The sequence below is a fragment of the Streptomyces coeruleorubidus genome (assembly GCF_028885415.1).
GTDB lineage: Bacteria > Actinomycetota > Actinomycetes > Streptomycetales > Streptomycetaceae > Streptomyces > Streptomyces coeruleorubidus_A.
On the sequence record NZ_CP118527.1, the window covers coordinates 2,971,599 to 2,991,002 of the forward strand.

Here is a 19,404-nt window from a genome sequence, read left to right on the forward strand (position 1 = left end):
GGGACCTCCCCGCTGACCTCCGTCGTTCCGTACCGTACGGGGCGACGGAGAGGGGGCCACGATGGCCGGACTGCGGCTCGGACCGCTGCTGAGGTACACCGACGGCTCGTCCGCGACCGTATGGGTCGAGACGAGCCGTCCGTGCACGGCCGCGGTGCGCTGCGCCGACGGCGCCGGCGGCACGGCCCCGACCTTCCAGGTGGCGGGCCACCACTACGCGCTGATCCCGGTGACCGGGCTCACGGCCGGTACGTCCACGACGTACGAGGTCCTCCTCGACGACACCACCGTGTGGCCGCTGCCCGACTCCCCCTTCCCGCCCTCGGCGATCCACGCGCCGGGCGGCGAGGGCGGCCTCCGCGTCGCCTTCGGCTCCTGCCGCTGGGCCGCCCCTCCCGCCGGCGGACACGACCCCGTCGGCCCGGACGCCCTGGACGCGCTGGCCACCCGCATCGTGGCCGACCCGGAGGGCGAGCGGCCCGACGTCCTGCTGCTGCTCGGCGACCAGGTGTACGCCGACGAGACCTCCGACAGCACCCAGCGCTGGCTGTCGGCCCGCCGGGACCTGAGCGACCCGCCGGGCAGCGGGGTCGCGGACTACGAGGAATACACGCACCTCTACTACGAGTCGTGGCTCGACCCCCGCATCCGCTGGCTGCTGTCCACCGTACCCAGTTTCATGATCTTCGACGACCACGACGTCGTCGACGACTGGAACACCTCCGCCGCCTGGCTCACCGACATGCGGGCCACCGGCTGGTGGCGGGAGCGGCTGCTGAGCGGCCTGATGTCGTACTGGGTCCACCAGCACCTGGGGAACCTCTCACTGGAGGAACTGGCGGCCGACCCGGTGTACGAGGCCGTCCGCAAGGTCCCCGACGGCACCGACGTGCTGCGCACCTTCGCCGCCCGGGCCGACGCCGATCCGGCCATGGCCCGCTGGAGCTACCGGCGCGACTTCGGGCGCGTCCGCCTGGTGATGGTCGACAGCCGGGCGGCCCGGGTCCTCGACGAGGACAGCCGCGCGATGCTCGTCCCGGGCGAGGACGCCTGGCTGCGCGAGCAGGTGCTGGACAGCCCCGGGTCGTACGACCACCTCCTCCTCGGCACCTCGCTGCCCTGGCTGCTGCCGCATCTGGTGCACGACGCCGAGGGCTGGAACGCGGCGCTGTGCCGGGGCGAGCGCGGCGAGCGCTGGGCGCGGTTCGGGGAGAAGGTGCGGCGGGCCGCCGACCTGGAGCACTGGTCGGCGTTCCCGGAGTCGTTCGCCGGGCTCGCGGAGCTGATCGCCGAGGCCGGCTCGGGGCGGGACGCCCCGGCGACGGTGTGCGTGCTCTCCGGGGACGTGCACCACGCCTACATCGCCGAGCCCTCGTGGCCCGGGCCGGGCCCCGACGCCCGGGTGGTGCAGCTCGTCTGCTCGCCCGTCCACAACTCCGTCCCCCTGTCGATCCGGATGGGCTTCCGCGTCGGCTGGAACGCGGTGGCACGCGCGCTCGGTCGCTGCCTCGCCCGGCACGGACGCCTCCCCCGGCCGCCGGTCGGCTGGCGCAAGACGGGCGGCCCCTGGTTCGGCAACCAGCTGATGACGCTGACCCTGCGCGGCCGATCGGCACGGCTGCGACTCGAGCAGGCACGGGCCCGGGAGGGCAAGGGCCCACGCCTGACGACGCTCCTCGACTCCGAGATTGCCCCGTAACGGACCCGTTCCGCCCGATTACTGCTCCTGTGCCCCGTGATGCTCGTGACGCGTCCCACAGCGAACGTCAATCCTTGACCACGAGCCTCGGTTCCCGCTCCCGGCGACGGCATGATGAGGCGGACCGTCCGCTTCCCCACCCGCGGACCGCCGAACGCGCCCCACACGCACTGGAGTACCACCCTTGCCTGCGTCGACCGAGGAATCCGTACCGGAGGAGACCCTGCCGGAGGGATCCGTACCGGCCGAGGAACCCGCACCGTTCTCCATTGCCCTGGTCGGCGCCGGGCCACGCGGCACCAGCGTCCTGGAACGCCTCTGCGCCTCCGTCCCGGAGCTCCTCCCGCCCGGGGCCCGGCTGACGGTCCACGTGATCGACCCGGATCCGCCGGGGCCCGGCCGCGTCTGGCGTACCGACCAGTCGCCCGAGCTGCTGATGAACACCGTGGCCTGCCAGGTGACCCTGTTCACCGACGACAGCGTGGACTGCTCGGGCCCGATCCGCCCGGGCCCGAGCCTGCATGAGTGGGCGCGCGGCACGCTCGGCCCGGACGAGTACCCGACCCGGGCTGACTACGGCCGTTATCTGGAGTGGGTGTTCGCGCAGGTCGTACGCGACGCGCCGGCGACCGTCCGCGTCGAGACGCACCGGGCACGCGCGGTACGGCTCGACGACACCCCCGGCGGTCACCAGGCCCTCGCCCTCGACGACGGCCGCACCCTGACCGGCCTGTCCGCCGTGGTCCTGGCCCAGGGGCACCTGCCGACGACCGCGGACCCGGTCCAGCGGCGCCTGGCGGCCCACGCCGCACACCACGAGCTGCGCCACGTGCCGCCCGCCAACCCGGCCGACGTCGACCTGTCCTCCGTACCGCCCGGCGACCCCGTCCTGCTGCGCGGCCTCGGCCTCAACTTCTTCGACCACACGGCCCTGCTGACGACCGGCCGCGGCGGCCGTTTCGTACGGGACGCCCAGGGCCTGCGCTACCTCCCCTCCGGCCGCGAGCCGCGGCTGTACGCCGGTTCCCGCCGGGGCATCCCGTACCAGGCCCGCGGCGACAACGCGAAGGGGGCGTACGGCCGGCACGTCCCGCTGGTCCTCACACCGGAGGTGATCGCGGGCTTCCGCAAGCGCGCCGACTCCGGGGAGGCGCCCGACTTCCTGGCGGAGATATGGCCGTTGGTCGCGAAGGAGGTGGAGACGGTGTACTGCACCGCGCTGCTCCGGCGGGCGGGAGTTTCCGCGCGACGGTGCGAGGAGTTCACCGGTCGCTTCCTGTCCGTACCGCACGGCGACCCCGAAGAAGCCGTGCTGCTGGGCGAGTTCGGCGTGGCGGACGCCGACCGCTGGTCCTGGGAGCGGATCTCCCGGCCGTATGCCGGACGGGACTTCGCGCATCCCGGCCAGTGGCGTGACTGGCTGCTGTCGTACCTGCGCGAGGACGCCGCGCAGGCCGCCCTGGGCAATGTGCGCGGCCCGCTGAAGGCGGCCCTCGACGTGCTGCGCGACCTGCGCAACGAGCTCCGGCTGATCGTCGACCACGGCGGCCTGGCCGGCCTCTCCCGCCGGGACCACCTGGACCGCTGGTACACCCCGCTCAACGCCTTCCTGTCCATCGGCCCGCCCCGGCGCCGCATCGAGGAGCTGGCGGCCCTGGTGGAGGCGGGGGTGGTGCGCGTGCTCGGGCCGCGCCTGAAGGTGACGGAGGTGGACGGAGCCTGGGCGGCACACTCACCCGACGTGCCGGGTTCGGTCGTCCGTGTGACAACCCTCATAGAGGCCCGTCTGCCGGAAACCGACCTGCGGAAAACGGCCGACGCCCTCCTCGCGGGGCTGCTGCGGACCGGGCAGTGCCGTCCGCACACCGTCGATGGTTATGAGACAGGCGGGTTGGATGTCACACCACGCCCTTACCATCTGATAGACCGTCAAGGCGCCCCGCACGCCAGGCGGTTCGCTTTCGGGGTGCCGACGGAGGGCGTGCACTGGGTAACGGCGGCGGGGGCTCGTCCAGGTGTGGATTCGGTCATGCTTTCGGACGCGGACGCGGTGGCGAGAGCGGCTCTACGTGCGACTGCGGCCGAAAGTGAGCCCCAACAGCAGGTAAACCAGTGGCCAGATGTTGAACTTGCAAGCATCGATTAGGCGCACCTAACGTGGGTTACTCACCGGTTCTGTCCCCCGACCGGCCCTCCCCTGGCCGGCCGACCGAAGGAGACCCCCACATGACCGCACGCCTCAACGGCGCGCAGCCGTACGCTCTCGGACTGTTCCGGATCGTCATCGGCCTGCTCTTCGCCTGCCACGGCGCCGTCGCGCTCTTCGGTGTCCTCGGAGGTGTGGACGGCAAGGGCGGCACGGCGGCGACCGGCGCCTGGCCGAACTGGTACGCGGCCGTGATCGAACTCGTCGGCGGCAGCCTGGTGCTGCTGGGCCTGGGCACGCGCGCCGCGGCGTTCATCGCCTCCGGCGCGATGGCGTACGCGTACTTCAAGGTCCACCAGCCGCAGGGCCTGTGGCCGATCGAGAACAGCGGCGAGGGCGCGGCCATGTACTGCTGGTCCATGTTCCTGCTGATCTTCACGGGTTCCGGCGCGTTCGGCGTGGACCGGCTGCTGGCCAGGCGCACGTCGACGCAGGGACGCCAGTCCACGGACCGGACACCGGCGGTGGCCTGACCCGCCCGCACCGCGCCGGGCAGAGCGGCGCCTCCCCTTGCATGCGGGAAGGCGCCGCTCCGGCGTGTACGCCTGGACACGGCAGCCGGGTGACGACTCGGGACGAGGTGAACACTCGGTACCGAACGTACGAGCCCCCCGTGAACCGCCCGTCACACCCCAGGCGTACGCTGTATGGCTGTCATCGGCCACTCCTGCCGCTCCGCCGCGCCACCGCGGCACGGTCTGGCCCACGGGGGACGGGGAGTTGCGGTGCTGGAGCATGTGGGGTCGCTGTTCGGCAGCCCATGGATCTACGCGGTGGTGGCCCTGTCGGTCCTGTTCGACGTGTTCCTGCCGGTGCTGCCCAGCGGTGTCCTGGTGATCACGGCGGCGACGGCGGCGGCCGCGGGTTCGGCGGCCGACGTGCCCGACATCCTGGTGCTGACCCTCTGCGCGGCCACCGCCTCCGTCCTGGGCGACCTGGCCGCCTGGCGCCTCGCCTGGCGCGGCGGCGAACGTCTGGACCGGGCGATCTCCCGCTCCCGGCGCCTGACCACCGCGCAGGAACGTCTCGGCACGGCCCTCGCACGGGGCGGCGGCGCCCTCGTCGTCCTCGCCCGCTTCGCCCCCGCCGGCCGCTCGGTCGTCTCCCTCGGCGCGGGCGCCGCCCACCGCCGCGCCCGCGACTTCCTGCCCTGGTCGGCCCTGGCGGGCCTCACCTGGGCCACGTACAGCGTCGCCCTCGGCTGGTTCGGAGCCCACTGGCTGGGCGCGAGCTGGCTGGGGACGGCGGTGTCGGTGGGGGCGCTGTTCGGGGCGGGGGCGGGCGCGGCGTACCTGATGCGCAGGGAGCCGCGGGCGTCGTAGACCTGGGGTCCGGAGGTGCCCTGGGTGTCGGCCGGCGCTAGCTTGCCCGCTGGGCCCGGGCGCCACGGACCTCCAGCCCGTCCAGCAACTCGGCCGTGGCCTGGGCGATGGCCTCCACGGCGCGTTCGAACACCTCCTGGTTGTGAGCGGCGGGGGCGCGGAAGCCCGAAACCTTCCGCACGTACTGCAACGCGGCAGCCCGAATGTCCGCTTCCGTGGCCTCTTCGGGCATCGCGGGCGGACGAAGGGTCTTGATACTCCGGCACATGCCCCCAGTCTCACCCCTGCGGCCCTCCGCCGGGAACGAACGAGGAACACTCGTTCGCATGAACCACGGGAGCAAACTCGCCCACTCAATTCGAACAGGCGTATCATTGAGCCGTGGCAACGACCTATGACTTTCCGAGTGACCTCCTCGCCGGTCAGGAGGAACTCCATCAGGTCCGGGCCGAGCTGTCGGCCCTGCTGAAGCGACTCCCCTGGTCGGTGGAACCACTGGACGGCTTCAGCGACGACAACGGCTGGCGCAAGGTGGAGCGCCCCGCCTCCCCCGGCTGGACAGCCGACGAACAGGCCGAAGTGGAGAAGCTCCGGCGGCGTGAACACGAGCTCGCGGTGTTCGTCAGCACGCACCGCTACTGGTCCGAACTCACGGGTCCCGAGCGGGTGTCGGCCCGCTCGGCACTGAAACACGCGCACGAGGCTCCGCCGGAGGAGACCGGCGGAGACTGACGGAGATTGACGGAGGCTGAGAAGCGCCCCGGGCCGATGTGGGCCCGGGGCGCTTGTGACGATCCGATGGCAAGGCCTCCGCTCCCCAGAAGCGGACGCAACACACCCATTCGTGTCACAGGAACATCACTCTGCATCCACGCCCCCTTCACAGGGCGCATGATGCTCCCTCAGCACCTGCACCACACATGGGGGGACACCATGATCAAGCGCACCACCACAGCCGCACTCGTCGCGGCCGCCCTGCTCACACTCACCGCCTGCGAAGGCACCGACACGAGCAACGGCAACAGCTCCAAGCCCAGCCAGGGCAGCAACGACAAGGCCGACACCAACAACGACACCACGAAGGCCGAGACCGCCTCGCTGCCCGACATGACCGGCAAGGGCCTTCAGTCCGCGCAGGACCAGGCCCAAGAGGCAGGGTTCTACAGCCTCACCTCGCACGACGCCCTCGGCCGCGGACGCATGCAGGCGTTCGACCGGAACTGGAAGGTGTGCTCCCAGACCCCGAAGGCCGGCGAGCACTCCACCGACACCAAGGTCGACTTCGCCACGGTCAAGCTCGAAGAGGACTGCCCGGCCAAGGACGAGGGCGCCGCCCCTGAGGCGGCCGGCGGCACGATGCCCGACTTCAAGGGCAAGGCCGTCAAGGTCGCCCGCCAGGGCCTCGACGCTTCGACGAGCATCACCGTCAACGATGCCTCCGGCCAGGACCGCATGGTCCTCATGGAGTCGAACTGGAAGGTGTGCAGCCAGGAGCCCGCCGCCGGCGCAAAGCTGGACGGCCGGCCTGTGACGCTCACAGCGGTGAAGTTCGAGGAGTCCTGCTGACCTGATCCCCCGCTGACGGGCCCGGTGTCGTGCGCGAAGGCCTGGCAGGACGGCGCCTCCGAGCCCGGCACGTGGCAGCTGGAGACCACGGACACCGACCTCCCTCAGGCCGGGAGTGTCGGCATCCGCTCGGACCTGTCATCCGTTCGTCCGGATGCGGGAGGGGCCCTTTCCTCATGCCCGGATACCCTGCCCCCATGATTCGCGCTGTGGTCTTCGACGTCGGCGAAACCATCACCCGCGATGACCGGTACTGGGCATCCTGGGCCGACTGGCTCGACGTCCCTCGGCACACCCTGTCCGCGCTCGTCGGCGCGGTCGTTGCCCAGGGTCGCGACAACGCCGACGCCCTGCGTCTGGCCCGGCCAGGCATCGACGTTGCCGCCGAGTACCAGGCCCGCGAAGCCGCCGGCCGGGGCGAAAACCTCGACGAAAGCGACTTGTACGAAGACGTCCGCCCGGCTCTGTCACAGCTGCGCCGACTCGGCGCACGAGTCATCATCGCCGGAAACCAGACTGCCCGCACGGGTGAACTTCTGCGGGCCCTGGACCTGCCGGCGGATCTGGTGGTGACGTCCGGGGAGTGGGGTGTGGCCAAGCCTCAACCCGAGTTCTTCCAGCGTGTGATCGATGCAGCCGAGGCGGCACCCGGCGAGGCCGTGTACGTCGGCGACCACCCCGCCAACGACGTGGCCCCCGCAGCGGCAGCCGGGCTGCGCACCGCGCATCTAAGGCGCGGTCCGTGGGGGCACCTGTGGGCCGACGACCCGAGCGTTGCGGCGGCTGCGGACTGGCGGATCGACAGCCTCATGGAGCTGACCGCGATCGTGGGCCGGTGACTTGCCCCGCCCAGCCGGTGCCGGATGAGGCCGTCGTCATATCCGCCGCGTCACGGCGCCGCTACCGTTCGGAGTGGACGCACCGAACGGAGCCAGCATGCCCAGCCCCAGCACGCGCGAGGTAGGTCAACGCATCGCCACGTTCCGCCGCGGCCGCCGGATGACACAGGCCGAACTCGCCCGGGCCGCTTTCGTCTCCCTTGCCACGGTGAAGGCCATTGAACGCGGCGCCCGCTCGCCGAGCGACGACACCCTCGACTCGCTCGCAGCAGCTCTCAGCGTCGACCCAAGCCACATCGTCACAGGTAGCACCCGCACCGATAGCCGCGTCCACGCAGCGATCCCCGCCATCTCAGCCGCCATCAGCGCCTACGACATCCCAACGGACACCATGCCCCGTCCACTGCCCGAGCTCGACTCCGCCGTCGGCGTGCTGGTGCAGTGGCGGCTGGGTGCCCAGTACGCGCGGATCGCCGAGCGGGCCCCGCACCTCCTCTGCGATTCTCTCGCCGCGCTGCATCACGCCTCGGGCGCCGACCGACTCCGCGTCGCCCAGCTCCTCGCCGTAACCGCACGGTCGGCCGATGCGGTCTCTTACAAGTTCGGGCACCACGACCTGTCTGCCCGCTTGATCGAGCTGATGCGATGGGCCGCCCAACAGACCGAGGACCGCATCGCCCAGGCCACCGCCGCATACGTGCGCACCGAGACGTTCTTCGCTGCTCGCACCCACGCACAGGGCCTCACGGCCCTGGAGCAGGCCATCGACGCCAGCCCCAGCCCGTTGAGCCGGGTCGCGGCGGCAGCCCGCGGCGCACTGCACATGCGGGCTGCCGTGATCGCAGCCCGGGTGAGTGATGCCGACGCCGCGGCGCTTCACCTCCGCGAAGCCCACCGCCTCGGCGACTCGCTGCCGGAAGACGCCTACGGCGGCACGCAGTTCGGACCGGACACGGTGCGCGCGCACGAAGTGTCCGTAGCGGTCAGCCTGGGCCAAGAGCATCTCCAGCGAGCGCTGGACATCGCGGACGAGTGGACTCCTCCAGAGGACATGCCGGCCGAGAGACAGTCGGGATTCTGGATCGAGCTCGCTCGCGCCCAGGTCTGGGCCGGTCGCCCCGACGATGCCTTCGAGTCGCTGAAGGTGGCCAGGTCCATCGCACCCCAGCACACCCGCGAGCACCCATGGGCGCGCGAAGCCGCTGCGACGGTGCGCCGCTTGAAGCGGTCAGACGCCGAGTCGCTGACCAGCTTCGCGGAATGGATCGGCGCCATCTGAGGGGATACACGCTGTATCCCTTGTGCCTCTTGTAGCGGCCCATCATCTGTCCGTAGTCAGCGAACAGGCAGATGGGAGCCGGTGATGAGCAGCCGCACCGAGCCGCTGGTCAGGGTTCACGGTCCGGTGAGTATCGCCCGTCTACATGGGCGGGCTTGCTGGTACTGCGGTGCCGTCAGCCGAGCTCTTTCCCCGGCAGGCCGCGCACAGCGAAGGGCTGGCCCTACGTGGAACATCGTGTCCTGCGGATGCCACAGGGTGCCCACGCCGACTGCTGGGCAGGCAAGCTGATGACGACCGTGGAAGGTGCCGGCGCTGCGGCCCTCGCCCTGCTGCCGCTGCCGAACGTCTCCACGCTGTCGGGGTTGCAGACCGAGGGCACGATCTGCGTGTGGTGCGGCGCCAGCCTGGTCCCGTACACGGCGCGGGACCTCGGCATCCGGCCCGGTCCGAACGGGGTGACCATCTTCCCCCGCGGCTGCGGTACCTGCGTCGGAGCCAAAGCGGCTGACGTGTACAAGATCCATGTCTCGGCGTGCGGCTCGTGCCTCCGTAACAGGCCCTGCCCTGAACGCACGGGCCTGCGCCGTCTCGCATCGGAGGGCGCGTCATGAGCCCCGTTCTCCCGCATCCCACCGATCTGACGCATCTGCAGTACGCGGGTTGGAACTGCGTCCGGTGCAACGCCTCCCTCCGTAACGGCGGAGTCAGCGTGGGCTTCTCCCGTGGCGGCGTGGGCGCTTACGACCTCGACGTCGAGGTGTACGCCTGCGGCTCCAAGTGCCCGAAACGCCCGGGGTCGAAGCCTGAGAGGAAGAACCGGTGAGCCGCGTCCACCGCGCCGTCACCGCCTGAGACTCCCGCCCTGGGCCCCCACCTTGGACGGTCAAGCCCGGGGCAGGTTGCACGCTCCATACCTACGACACTGGGAGAGGCATGTTCGTTCACACCGACCGTCTGCCCACCAGCCCCGCGATCTCGCAGGGCCTCGTCACCGCCCGCCCATGGGGGCTCGGTCGCATGGCGCCCTACCCCACCATGGCCCCCGCTTACACCCGCGCCGAGCTGGACCCGGGCACGCAGACCGCCCGGTTCTACGACGGTGCCGGCCAGGTGCTGGAGATGGGCAAGCACGGCACCAGCACCGGTACGAGCCCGTCGACCGGCACCAGCCCGGACGGTGACGGCACGTCCCCTGACACCGACACGAGCAGCGACAGCGACCAGTGAGTGATCCGCGTCCGGTGTTGGTCGTCACCAGCCTGCACGACCCCACCGCCGACGTGGTGATCGGAGAGTTGCACGACCGAGGTGTCCCGGTCGTGCGGCTCGACTCGGGGGACTTCCCCGCATCACTGTCGGTGGAGGCAGAGATCACCGAGCACGGCCTGCAGGGCAGTCTCCGCACGCCGTCGCGCACCGCGGACTTGGCGCGCGTCCGGGCCCTTTACTACCGCCGGCCGAGCGGCTTCGCGTTCCCGCACCTCGACAAGCAGGACGCACGGTTCGCCATCACCCAGGCCCGGTATGGACTCGGCGGAGTCCTGGCCTCACTGCCCGGCTGCCTCTACGTCAACCACCCGCACCGCATCGGGGACGCCGAGTTCAAACCGGCCGGGTTGGCCGCAGCAGCAGCAGCCGGGTTCCTGGTGCCACCCACGCTCATCACCTCCAGCGCCGACGCGGCCCGGGCCTTCATCAAGGCGCACGGCTCGGTGATCTACAAGCCGCTGTACAACCCGGTGTACCGCGTCGATGGCGTCTCGTCCGTCGTCAAGGTCGCCGAGGTGTCCGCAGCGGACATCGACGACGACGTCGCGGGCACGGCGCACCTTTTCCAACAGCGCGTCGTCAAGACCGCCGACGTCCGGGTGACCGTCATCGGCGGGGACGTCTTCTGCGTCCGTATCGACTCCGACCTCCTCGACTGGCGCACCGACTACAGCCGGCTGGCCTACACCCCGGTCGAAGCACCGCCCGGCATCCGGCCGGCGCTCCACCGCTACATGAACCGCTTCCGACTGGTCTTCGGGGCTTTCGACTTCGCTGTGGGCGAGGACGGCCGATGGTGGTTCCTGGAGTGCAACCCAAGCGGCCAGTGGCACTGGCTGGAGACCGAAACCGGCCTGCCGATGTGCGCGGCCCTGACGACCCTTCTTGAGAGGAAGACGTGACCGATCAAGCACAGCTTCACCGGCAGCTGCTCGACAGGCTGACGGCGTCCGGCAGTCTCCGCACCGAGTCGTGGAAGCAGGCCGCTGAGGCCGCCCCCCGGCACGACTTCCTGCGCCACGGGTACTTCCGGCGGGCGGTCGGCACGGAGTTCACCGCGTGGGAGCCCGTACGGGAAGGTGACGCGGGCTGGCTGGAAGGCTGCTACGCGGACGAGTCGCTGGTGACCCAGATCGCCGGCACGATCGTGCCGGAAGACATCTGCGGCCGGATCATGCGCGAGCCGACCAGCTCCAGCACGCTGCCCTCCCTCGTGCTGCGCATGCTGGAGGACCTCGAGGTCGAGGACGGGCACAGGGTGCTGGAGATCGGTACCGGCACCGGCTACTCGACCGCCGTCCTCTGCGCGCGGCTCGGCGCAGGGAACGTCACCTCGATCGAGTATGACCCGCGCGTGGCGTCGCGGGCTCGGGCCGCACTCGGCCACCTCGAGACGTACCCCACCCTCGTCACCGGCGACGGGCTCCTCGGCCACCGAGCGGGAGCGCCGTACGACAGGGTCATCGCCACGTGCGGCGTACGTGCGGTGCCTCAGGCGTGGATCGAGCAGACCCGGCCCGGCGGCTTGATCCTGGCGACCATCTGCGGATGGCTCGGCTCCTCGGAACTCGCGCGCCTGACCGTCCATGAGGACGGCACGGCGGTCGGCCCGCTGCTGAGCGGCGGGGTGAACTTCATGCTCGCGCGCCCGCACATGCCGCCGCCGCTCGGCCTGCTCCCCGACCTCGACGACGGCAAGGAACGGGAGACCGTCACCGGCGCCGAGGTGCTGGACAACTGGTCTTCCCGGTTCGTCGTGCAGCTCGCCGCGCCGGGCGCCCAACGGCTGACGATGCAGCGGGACGGGCGCACCGAGGACGTTCTGGTCGACATCGGCACCGGCTCATGGGCCGCGGTATTCGAGGACGGCGGCCGGTGGCGCGTCCGGCAGGGGGGACCGGAGCCCTTGTGGGACGCCGTGGAGGAGCAGTTCGGCCGCTGGTGCGCGGCCGGCGCACCGATGCTGGAGGACTTCACCGTCACCGTCACCCCGGAGGGTCAGACCATCAGCTGGTGATCCGAGGCGGTGCTGCTTGTCCCGCGCCGTCCTCGTCTTGTCTGGACTCTTTGTGGACTTCGATCACAGGTGAGGCTCTCCAGGAAAGTCCCTGGAGAGCCTCTGACCTGCTGACTAATCCCGTGGGCGCGGACGGTTTCGAACCGCCGACATCCTGCTTGTAAGGCAGGCGCTCTACCCCTGAGCTACGCACCCGGCTCCCGGGTCATGCGCCCAGGACGAGTCGACAGCCTACATTGCCCGGGGCACGGTCCCGCAAACCCGTATCCGTGGGCCGGCCCGGGGGATAACCCCACCTTGGATCCGGGAGCGGCCCGGATCCCCCGGCGGGCCCTGGATCCATACGGTCGTAGAGCGCTCGAGAGCGCTCGTCGTCCGTCCAGGGGGAGACCGTCATGGCCCGCACCACTCGCACCACCGGCACAGCCACCACCGGCCCTGCAGCCACCACGGGCACCACCCGCCCGGTCTCTGCCCGCGCGGTCGCCGTCGCCGGTGCCTTCGTCGTGCTCGTCGGCGGTCTCAGCGCCTGCGGCGCGTCCGCCGGGGACGACGCCGATCCCGACCACCGGTCCTTCGGCCTCCAGAGCCGCACGCTCACCGTCGACTCCGACCACTCGGCCCTCGAGATCGTCGCCGCCGACTCGAACCCGGCGGGCCGGATCGAGGTCACCCGGTGGTTCCAGGGCTCGGTCGCCATCGGCAAGGAACCCAAGGCCACCTGGTCCATGCGGGACGACCGGCTGGTGCTGCGGCTGAAGTGCTCGGGGTTCGTCGTCGACTGCTCGGCCAAGCACCGCATCGAGGTACCGCGCGGCGTCAGCGTGAAGGTCCAGGACGGCGACGGCAGCGTGCGCGCCCGCGGCTTCCGGGACCCGCTGAGCATCCGCACGGGCGACGGTTCGGTCCGTGTCACCGGCTCCACCGGCCCCCTGAACATCCGCACCGGCGACGGATCCGTCCGCGTCACCGACACCACCGGCCCCCTGGAGCTGCGCACCGGCGACGGATCCATCCGGGCGAACGTCTCCTCCCGTGACGTCCGCACCCGCACCGGCGACGGCTCCGTCCGCCTGGAACTCGGCGCCGTACCGGACCGCGTGGAGTCCCGCAGCGGCGACGGTTCCGTGACCATCGCGCTGCCCAAGGCCACCTACCGGGTGACCACCGAGACCGGTGACGGCGGCGTGGATGTGTCCGTCCCCCGTGACGAGAGCAGCTCCCATGTGGTGTCCGCCCGCACCGGCGACGGCAAAGTGACGGTCCGAACGGCGAACTAACCGGCCCGTGTGTTCGTCCTTAACCGGTGGGAGAATGACACCGGGCAGGGTGGACCACAGCACGGGAGAGGGATGTGACGGCGACTCCAGCGCAGCCGTACTCGCCGTCGGCGCCGCGTGCTCGCCGCCCGCGCCGCCGCCTCCCCCGTACTCCCGGCCCGTTCCGTGACGCGCTCACCCTGATGGGCCTGCCCCTGCTGGCCGCGCTGGCGCTGCCCGCCGCCTTCGCGGGCGGGGGCACCCGGCGCTGGTTCGGCGGTCGTGCCGAGAGCCAGCGGGCCGAGGCGCAGGCCGCGAAGGACGCCGCCGCGGCCGCCTTCTACGAGCTCGACACCGCGCAGCGCGACCTGCGCATCTCGATCGAGACGATCACCGCCGTCGACGACTCCCCCGCCGCCCGGCGCGCCGTCGCCGACTTCGACGCGCTCGGCCGGCGCATCGACGAGGCCAGCCACCAGTACATCAGCGCCGTCGACGCCCATGACCTCGACCGCGACGACCTGGAGGCCTCGGTCGCCTCCCGCGCCCGCAGCGAGCTGACCGCCGCCAAGGAGGAACTCGGCCGGGTCAAGCAGGAGCTGGACCGGTTCACCGACGGCCTCGGCCCGCTGCTCGGCAAGGCCGAGACCCAGCTGGCCCGCCTCGCCCCAGCGGTCGAGCGCGCCCGGCAGGCCCTGCTCGCCGCCTCCAACGCCCTCGACTCCGTCCGGGCGACAGGGCTGAAGGCGGACGACCTCGCCGCCCGTCTCGCCGCCCTGTCCCCCGAGCTCACCAAGCTGAACCAGGGCGCCGGACAGCACGGCGTACCGCAGACCCTGGAGCGGGCCGAGCGGGTCACGCGCGGGGCCGAAGCGGTCCGCGTGGAGGCCGAGCGGCTGCCGGAGCGCGCCGCCGAGATCGATCACCGGCTCGTCTCCCTGCGCACCCGCGCCCAGGCCCTCACCACCCGCTCCGAGCAGGTCGAACCGATCCTGAGCGAACTGCGCCGCCGTTTCACCGTGGCCTGCTGGCAGGACCTGCAACGCCTCCCCGACATCACCGCCGAGAACGTACGCCAGGCCGAGACGAAACTGGCCGAGGCCCACACCGCCCGCGACGAACAGCGCTGGGCCGACGCCACGGCCCTGCTGTCGACCGTACGAGCCCTGCTGAACACCACCGACGAGGCCGTCTCGGCCGCCGGCGACCGCCTGCACCGCCTGAACGCCGTGCAGAAGGACCCCCAGCAGGAGATCGACCGCACCCGTTTCGCCATCCGCGACGCCCAGCGCCTCGCCATGGCCGGCCGCAACACGCCCGACCCGCGCCATGCCCGCCCCCTGGACGACGCGGTGTCCCGTCTGGACCGCGCCATCGCCACCCTGGAGGGCCGCCACCCCGACTACTGGCACTTCCTCACGGAGACCGAAGCCGTACGCCGGGCCGTGTCCCACGTGGTCTCCCAGATCCGCGAGGAACGGGGCGCCGCCGGCCATTGACCGTGCCGGTTAACCTGTGCGCATGCCTCGCTACGAGTACCGCTGCCGGACCTGCGGCGACACCTTCGAACTCAGCCGTCCCATGGCGGAGTCCTCCGCTCCCGCGGCCTGCCCCTCGGGTCACGACGACACGGTGAAGCTCCTTTCCACGGTCGCGGTGGGCGGCTCGGCCTCCGCCCCGGCACCGGCCCCCCGCGCGGGCGGCGCAGGCGGCGGCTGCTGCGGAGGCGGCTGCTGCGGCTGACGCTTTTCCTCAGGAATCCTTCAGCTTGGGTTTCCTAGCGTGGCGGCATGACAGCCATCGCAGCGGACGCGGGACCGCAGTGGGTCAACGACCTGATGGACGCGCTGGGCGCGCCTGGCGCCGGTCTCGCCATCGCCCTGGAGAACCTGTTCCCGCCGCTGCCCAGCGAGGTGATCCTGCCCCTCGCCGGATTCGCCGCGAGCAGCGGCCGGATGAGCCTGCTCGCCGTCCTGCTGTGGACGACGGCCGGCTCGGTGATCGGCGCGCTCGCGTTGTACGGGGTCGGTGCGCTGCTCGGTCGTGACCGGACGGTGGCGATCGCGGCCCGGCTGCCGCTGGTGAAGGTCGCGGACATCGAGAAGACGGAGGCGTGGTTCCTGCGGCACGGCACCAAGGCGGTGTTCTTCGGCCGGATGGTCCCCATCTTCCGCAGCCTGATCTCCGTGCCGGCGGGTGTGGAGCGCATGCGCCTGCCGGTGTTCCTGGCGCTGACGACCCTGGGCAGCGCGATCTGGAACACGGTGTTCGTGCTCGCGGGTTACGCGCTCGGCGCGAACTGGCACGAGGTCACGGCCGTCGTCTCCACCTACTCGAAGGTGGTCCTGGCCCTGGCCGCGCTGGCAGTAGCAGTCTTCGCCGGGGCACGGCTGCTGAAACGCCCCCGCGGGGCGCGGGGAACTGCGCGACAAGCCACAACACACCCGCAGCCGCACCCGCATAACCACGGCACCTCCCGAGCTCCTAGGCGAACCGGCCAAGCCCAGCGGCAGCGGCCAGCTCCCGCAGGATCCGCTCCCCCGCAAGGACCCCCCGTTCGGGAAGCGCCCTGATCCCGGGCGCCGTCCAGCCGGTGTCGGCCAGCTCCCCGTGGCCGGGCCGCCAGCCCTGGTCGGCCGCGAGGAGCAGGTCGGCGTCGAGCAGGGAGTCACCGGCGGCGAGGGTGATATCGGCGCCGGTGCGACGGGCGATCTCGCGCATCGCCGCGCTCTTGGTGAGCGGCTTGGGCACGGCGTAGATCTTGCGGCCCTGGAGGGACACGGTCCAGCCGCGGTTCTCCGCCCACACCGCCAGTTCCTTCACCCAGTCCTCGTTGAGCAGTTCACGCTCGACGACGAGGTAGGCGAAGAGGTCGTCGGCGACGCGGTGCTTGCGCACCCAGACCGGGTCGGCGGCCCTCAGCAGGTGCTCCTGCACCTCGGCCAGGGGCGCGCACTGGTCGGCCAGCCGCGCGGTCACCTGTGCGTGCCAGTCGGGGTCGGACACGCCGTCCACCAGGATGTGGCCGCCGTTCGCGCAGATCGCGTAGGTGGGCGCGGGGCCCGGCAGGTTGATGCGCAGGTACTGCTTGCGCGTACGGGTCGTGGTCGGCACGAACACGGCGGCGTCGCCGAGGTCGGTCAGGAGCTGGGCCGCGGTCTCCGTCATGTACGACAGCGGCTTGCTCTCGTGCACCTCCACACACAGCAGCCGGGGCGCCCGTGCGTCCGGCATGGTCAGCGCCAGAGCCGCAGCGGAGTAGATCAGGGTGCGATCGAGGTCGCTCGCGACGAGTGCGGGCATCAGAGCGTCACCGCCTTGCCGTCGGCGCCGGTCGCGCCCCGGGTGTACTTGGGGTGGATCAGGCCGACGCAGGTGTAGGGCAGTTCGGCCACCTCCTCGACGGGTACGCCGCGTTGCTCGGCCAGCAGGCGTACGTGGTCGAGGTCGCTGCCCGCCCCGGCGCGTGCCAGGACCTTCCAGGGCACGCGGCGCAGCATCACCCGGGTGGTCTCGCCGACGCCGGGCTTGACGAGGTTCACGTCGTGGATGCCGTACTCCTCGCTGATGCGCTCGACGGCGGCCCAGCCCTCCCAGGTGGGCGAGCGGTCGGCGGCGAGCAGTTCCTTGGCCTGGGCGCAGGCCGCGTCCGCGACCTCGGGGAAGCGGGCGGAGACGGCGTCCAGGAAGGTCACCGAGACGTCCGCGCCGGCGAGTTCGCGGTAGAACTTCGCGCCGTGGTAGTCGTGCGGTCCGACCAGGTCCGCCCGCAGGACGGTCCGCGAGATCAGGCCGGACACGGTCGAGTTGAGGCAGGCGGAGGGGATGAGGAAGTCCTCGCGCGTGCCGTAGGTCCGTACGCAGGAGCCCGGGTCGGCCAGCACCGCGATCTCGGGACTGAAGCCGGTGATGCCGTCGGACTTCTCGAACTCCTCCAGAGCCTGGGCGAGTTCACGGGTGATGGCGCCCTTGCCGGTCCAGCCGTCGACGAAGACGACCTCCCGGGGGTCGTGGTGCCCGGCGAGCCAGCGCAGGGCGTTGGCGTCGATGCCGCGGCCGCGGACGATCGACACGGCGTAGTGCGGCAGGTCGAGACCGTGCCGGTGCCGAGCCCAGCGGCGCATCAGGATGCCGACGGGTGTCCCGGCACGGGCCAGGGAGACCAGGACGGGGCGCGGCGACCGCTCCGCGAGGACCGTCTCGGTGACCACGCCGGCCGCCTGCGCGATGCGGGCCGCCGACTCCTCCAGCGCGGCGTGGAACAGCTCCTGGTACTGCTCGCTGGGCTGGTACTCCACGGGCAGCGACTCGGCGTAGTGGGCGCCGCCGCTCTGGATCGCCTCCTCGCGCTCCTCGGTCGGCGCCTCCAGTGTCACGTCCGAGAGGTCCTGGAGCAGCCAGCCGACCTCCTCGGGCGCGTACGAGGAGAAGGCGGGGCCGCGAAGGGGCTCGGGCAGCATGGAGGGCCTTTCGAAAGGCTGCGGGGTCGCGCGGACGGGCGAGGTCTCGGGGGCGTACGACGGCACGACGGCGAGGAGGACCTGCGGCGTGTGCGCGGCGAGCTGGGCCAGCAGGCCGTCGGGCGCGTGCAGCGGGGGCGTGTCCGCGGCCGAGTCGACGACGGCGATCACCGCGTCGAAGCCGGCGCCCGCGACGTTGTAGGCGTACCGCTCGCCGGGGCCGTCGGCGGGGTCGTCGTGGGCGGGGAAGACCAGGCGGGTGCGTATCGCGTAGCCGGGGTCGTCGACGGCGAGGACGGGCGAGCGGGTGGTGGTGGAGTAGCGGACCTCGGCGTCCGTGGTCCGCTCCAGGGCCTCGGCGAGCCGCAGCGGGGCGTACATGAGCTCCTCGAAGCCCAGTACGTGCACGCGCCGGGCCCCCTGGGGCAGCGCGTCGGCGATCCGGGCCGCCATCGCGGGCAGGACGGCCTCCAGGCGCTGCCGATGCGCGGGTGTGAACCCGTGGCGTCCGCCGTCCGGCAGGTCGTGGGGCCAGCGCAGGTCTACGCGGGTGAGGTGGGGGTGGGTGCCGACGCCGTCCGGGTGCGGGCCGACGCCCTCAAGGGGCGCGGGGAACTGCGCGACCGGCCACGACGCGCCCGCGGACGACGGAGCACCTTCCGCGGCACTCTCCGCCTCGTGCCGCGTCACCAGCTCCTGCCCCTTCGACAGCACCCCCTCGGGCAGCCGCACGGTCCCCGAAGCCGCTGCCACGAGATCCACCCGCGCGCCGATCGCGCGGGCGAACTCCTCCAGCCGGCGGGCGTCGGCAACCGACCGCATGTCCACCAGCGCCACCACGACATACCGCCGCCGCGGATACCGCTCATGAAGATCCCGGACGGTGTTCAGCACCGTGTTCCCCGTGGAGAACTCGTCGTCGACCAGGACCAGCGGCCCGTCGCCGGCCAGCAGGGCCGGATCCTCCGGCAGCAGCAGATGAGACGTGGCGTGGGAGTGGGACTCCTCGAAGCCGCCCGCGCGGGCGACGCCGGCGACGGGGCGGCGGGTGGAGTGCAGGTAGGGGGCCAGGCCCAGGCCGTCGGCGACACAGTGGCCGAGGCCGGTCGCGGTCTCCGCGTAGCCGAGGACGACCGCGCGGCGCGCCTCGTCGGCGCCCAGCAGGTCACGCACCCGGCGGCCCAGCTCGAAGCCGTAGCCGTAGACCACGGACGGCGACTGCGGGACGTGCTTGCCGAGCACGTTCGACACCAGCAGGTGTGCCCGCTTGGGGTTGCGGCGCAGGGCCAGTCCCAGCAGGTCGGTCAGCCGGTCGTCGCCGACGAGCCCGACGCCGAGCCGCTCGGCGACCCAGCTGCCCGGCCAGACACCCTCGGCACCGCCGGCCGTCCCGGCCCGCACCCCGTCGCGCACCTGGTGGTGCACCCCCTCGTTCACTGCCTTCTCCATGAATTCCCTGCGTCGATGTCGCCGGTCACTCCGGCG

Annotated in this window: 20 protein-coding genes and 1 tRNA gene; 17 read left to right on the plus strand and 4 right to left on the minus strand. The window is 71.8% G+C overall.

All coding sequences use genetic code 11. The features are described 5' to 3' along the window. The first annotated feature begins 61 nt into the window (after positions 1–61). From PV963_RS13800 to PV963_RS13815, 4 genes are all read left to right on the plus strand, one after another. Entirely contained in the window at positions 62–1,699 is a 1,638-nt protein-coding gene (locus PV963_RS13800) for an alkaline phosphatase D family protein (protein ID WP_274815971.1), read from the plus strand. A 223-nt stretch (positions 1,700–1,922) separates the two neighbouring features. After that, positions 1,923–3,845, plus strand: coding sequence for an FAD/NAD(P)-binding protein (locus PV963_RS13805; protein ID WP_274822016.1), 1,923 nt, complete (start codon positions 1,923–1,925; stop codon positions 3,843–3,845). Between the two features lie 80 nt (positions 3,846–3,925). Continuing rightward, positions 3,926–4,378: a DoxX family protein gene (locus PV963_RS13810; protein ID WP_274815972.1), complete on the plus strand. Its 453-nt coding sequence runs from the start codon at positions 3,926–3,928 to the stop codon at positions 4,376–4,378. Between the two features lie 252 nt (positions 4,379–4,630). After that, positions 4,631–5,227 (plus strand): DedA family protein, encoded by a 597-nt coding sequence (locus PV963_RS13815; protein ID WP_274815973.1) that lies wholly within the window; start codon positions 4,631–4,633, stop codon positions 5,225–5,227. Between the two features lie 37 nt (positions 5,228–5,264). Here PV963_RS13815 and PV963_RS13820 read toward each other — a convergent pair whose 3' ends face one another. Further along, complete coding sequence (locus PV963_RS13820) at positions 5,265–5,495, minus strand: DUF2277 domain-containing protein (RefSeq protein ID WP_274815974.1); 231 nt, start codon at positions 5,493–5,495, stop codon at positions 5,265–5,267. Between the two features lie 113 nt (positions 5,496–5,608). Between PV963_RS13820 and PV963_RS13825 the strand changes: the two genes are divergently transcribed. The 9 genes from PV963_RS13825 (at position 5,609) to tgmC (ending at position 12,200) form a co-directional block, all read left to right on the plus strand. After that, positions 5,609–5,959, plus strand: coding sequence for a hypothetical protein (locus PV963_RS13825; protein WP_274815975.1), 351 nt, complete (start codon positions 5,609–5,611; stop codon positions 5,957–5,959). 201 nt (positions 5,960–6,160) lie between these two features. Beyond that, a complete protein-coding gene (locus tag PV963_RS13830; protein WP_274815976.1) occupies positions 6,161–6,793 on the plus strand; it encodes a hypothetical protein in 633 nt (210 codons plus the stop codon). Positions 6,794–6,990: 197 nt separating this feature from the next. After that, the gene (locus PV963_RS13835; protein WP_274815977.1) at positions 6,991–7,632 is read left to right on the plus strand and encodes an HAD family hydrolase; all 642 of its coding nucleotides are present in this window, start codon (positions 6,991–6,993) and stop codon (positions 7,630–7,632) included. Positions 7,633–7,729: 97 nt separating this feature from the next. Then, the gene (locus tag PV963_RS13840) at positions 7,730–8,911 is read left to right on the plus strand and encodes a helix-turn-helix domain-containing protein (protein WP_274815978.1); all 1,182 of its coding nucleotides are present in this window, start codon (positions 7,730–7,732) and stop codon (positions 8,909–8,911) included. 227 nt (positions 8,912–9,138) lie between these two features. Further along, positions 9,139–9,525, plus strand: coding sequence for a hypothetical protein (locus tag PV963_RS13845; RefSeq protein WP_274815979.1), 387 nt, complete (start codon positions 9,139–9,141; stop codon positions 9,523–9,525). Continuing rightward, entirely contained in the window at positions 9,522–9,737 is a 216-nt protein-coding gene (locus tag PV963_RS13850; RefSeq protein ID WP_274815980.1) for a hypothetical protein, read from the plus strand. The genes PV963_RS13845 and PV963_RS13850 overlap by 4 nt, the downstream gene beginning before the upstream one ends. Before the next feature lie 110 nt (positions 9,738–9,847). Further along, positions 9,848–10,141 carry a putative ATP-grasp-modified RiPP gene (tgmA, locus tag PV963_RS13855; RefSeq protein ID WP_274815981.1) on the plus strand — a complete coding sequence of 98 codons (294 nt, stop codon included), beginning with the start codon at positions 9,848–9,850 and terminating at the stop codon, positions 10,139–10,141. After that, positions 10,138–11,085: an ATP-grasp ribosomal peptide maturase gene (gene tgmB, locus PV963_RS13860; RefSeq protein ID WP_274815982.1), complete on the plus strand. Its 948-nt coding sequence runs from the start codon at positions 10,138–10,140 to the stop codon at positions 11,083–11,085. The genes tgmA and tgmB overlap by 4 nt, the downstream gene beginning before the upstream one ends. Next, positions 11,082–12,200 carry an ATP-grasp peptide maturase system methyltransferase gene (tgmC, locus tag PV963_RS13865; RefSeq protein ID WP_274815983.1) on the plus strand — a complete coding sequence of 373 codons (1,119 nt, stop codon included), beginning with the start codon at positions 11,082–11,084 and terminating at the stop codon, positions 12,198–12,200. The genes tgmB and tgmC overlap by 4 nt, the downstream gene beginning before the upstream one ends. A 123-nt stretch (positions 12,201–12,323) precedes the next feature. Here tgmC and PV963_RS13870 read toward each other — a convergent pair. Continuing rightward, positions 12,324–12,395, minus strand: a tRNA-Val gene (locus tag PV963_RS13870). Between the two features lie 200 nt (positions 12,396–12,595). Between PV963_RS13870 and PV963_RS13875 the strand changes: the two genes are divergently transcribed. The 4 genes from PV963_RS13875 (at position 12,596) to PV963_RS13890 (ending at position 16,032) form a co-directional block, all read left to right on the plus strand. Then, positions 12,596–13,480, plus strand: a complete 885-nt coding sequence (locus PV963_RS13875; RefSeq protein WP_274815984.1) for a DUF4097 family beta strand repeat-containing protein — start codon at positions 12,596–12,598, stop codon at positions 13,478–13,480. A 74-nt stretch (positions 13,481–13,554) separates the two neighbouring features. Continuing rightward, entirely contained in the window at positions 13,555–14,958 is a 1,404-nt protein-coding gene (locus tag PV963_RS13880; RefSeq protein WP_274815985.1) for a hypothetical protein, read from the plus strand. 22 nt (positions 14,959–14,980) lie between these two features. Beyond that, positions 14,981–15,202: an FmdB family zinc ribbon protein gene (locus PV963_RS13885; RefSeq protein WP_274815986.1), complete on the plus strand. Its 222-nt coding sequence runs from the start codon at positions 14,981–14,983 to the stop codon at positions 15,200–15,202. A gap of 47 nt (positions 15,203–15,249) precedes the next feature. Beyond that, complete coding sequence (locus PV963_RS13890; RefSeq protein WP_274815987.1) at positions 15,250–16,032, plus strand: DedA family protein; 783 nt, start codon at positions 15,250–15,252, stop codon at positions 16,030–16,032. Here PV963_RS13890 and PV963_RS13895 read toward each other — a convergent pair. Further along, positions 15,944–16,762 (minus strand): HAD family hydrolase, encoded by an 819-nt coding sequence (locus PV963_RS13895; protein WP_274815988.1) that lies wholly within the window; start codon positions 16,760–16,762, stop codon positions 15,944–15,946. The genes PV963_RS13890 and PV963_RS13895 overlap by 89 nt on opposite strands. Beyond that, a complete protein-coding gene (locus PV963_RS13900) occupies positions 16,762–19,368 on the minus strand; it encodes a phosphoribosyltransferase (RefSeq protein WP_274815989.1) in 2,607 nt (868 codons plus the stop codon). Before PV963_RS13900 ends, PV963_RS13895 begins: the two co-directional genes overlap by 1 nt. Positions 19,369–19,404 lie beyond the last annotated feature (36 nt).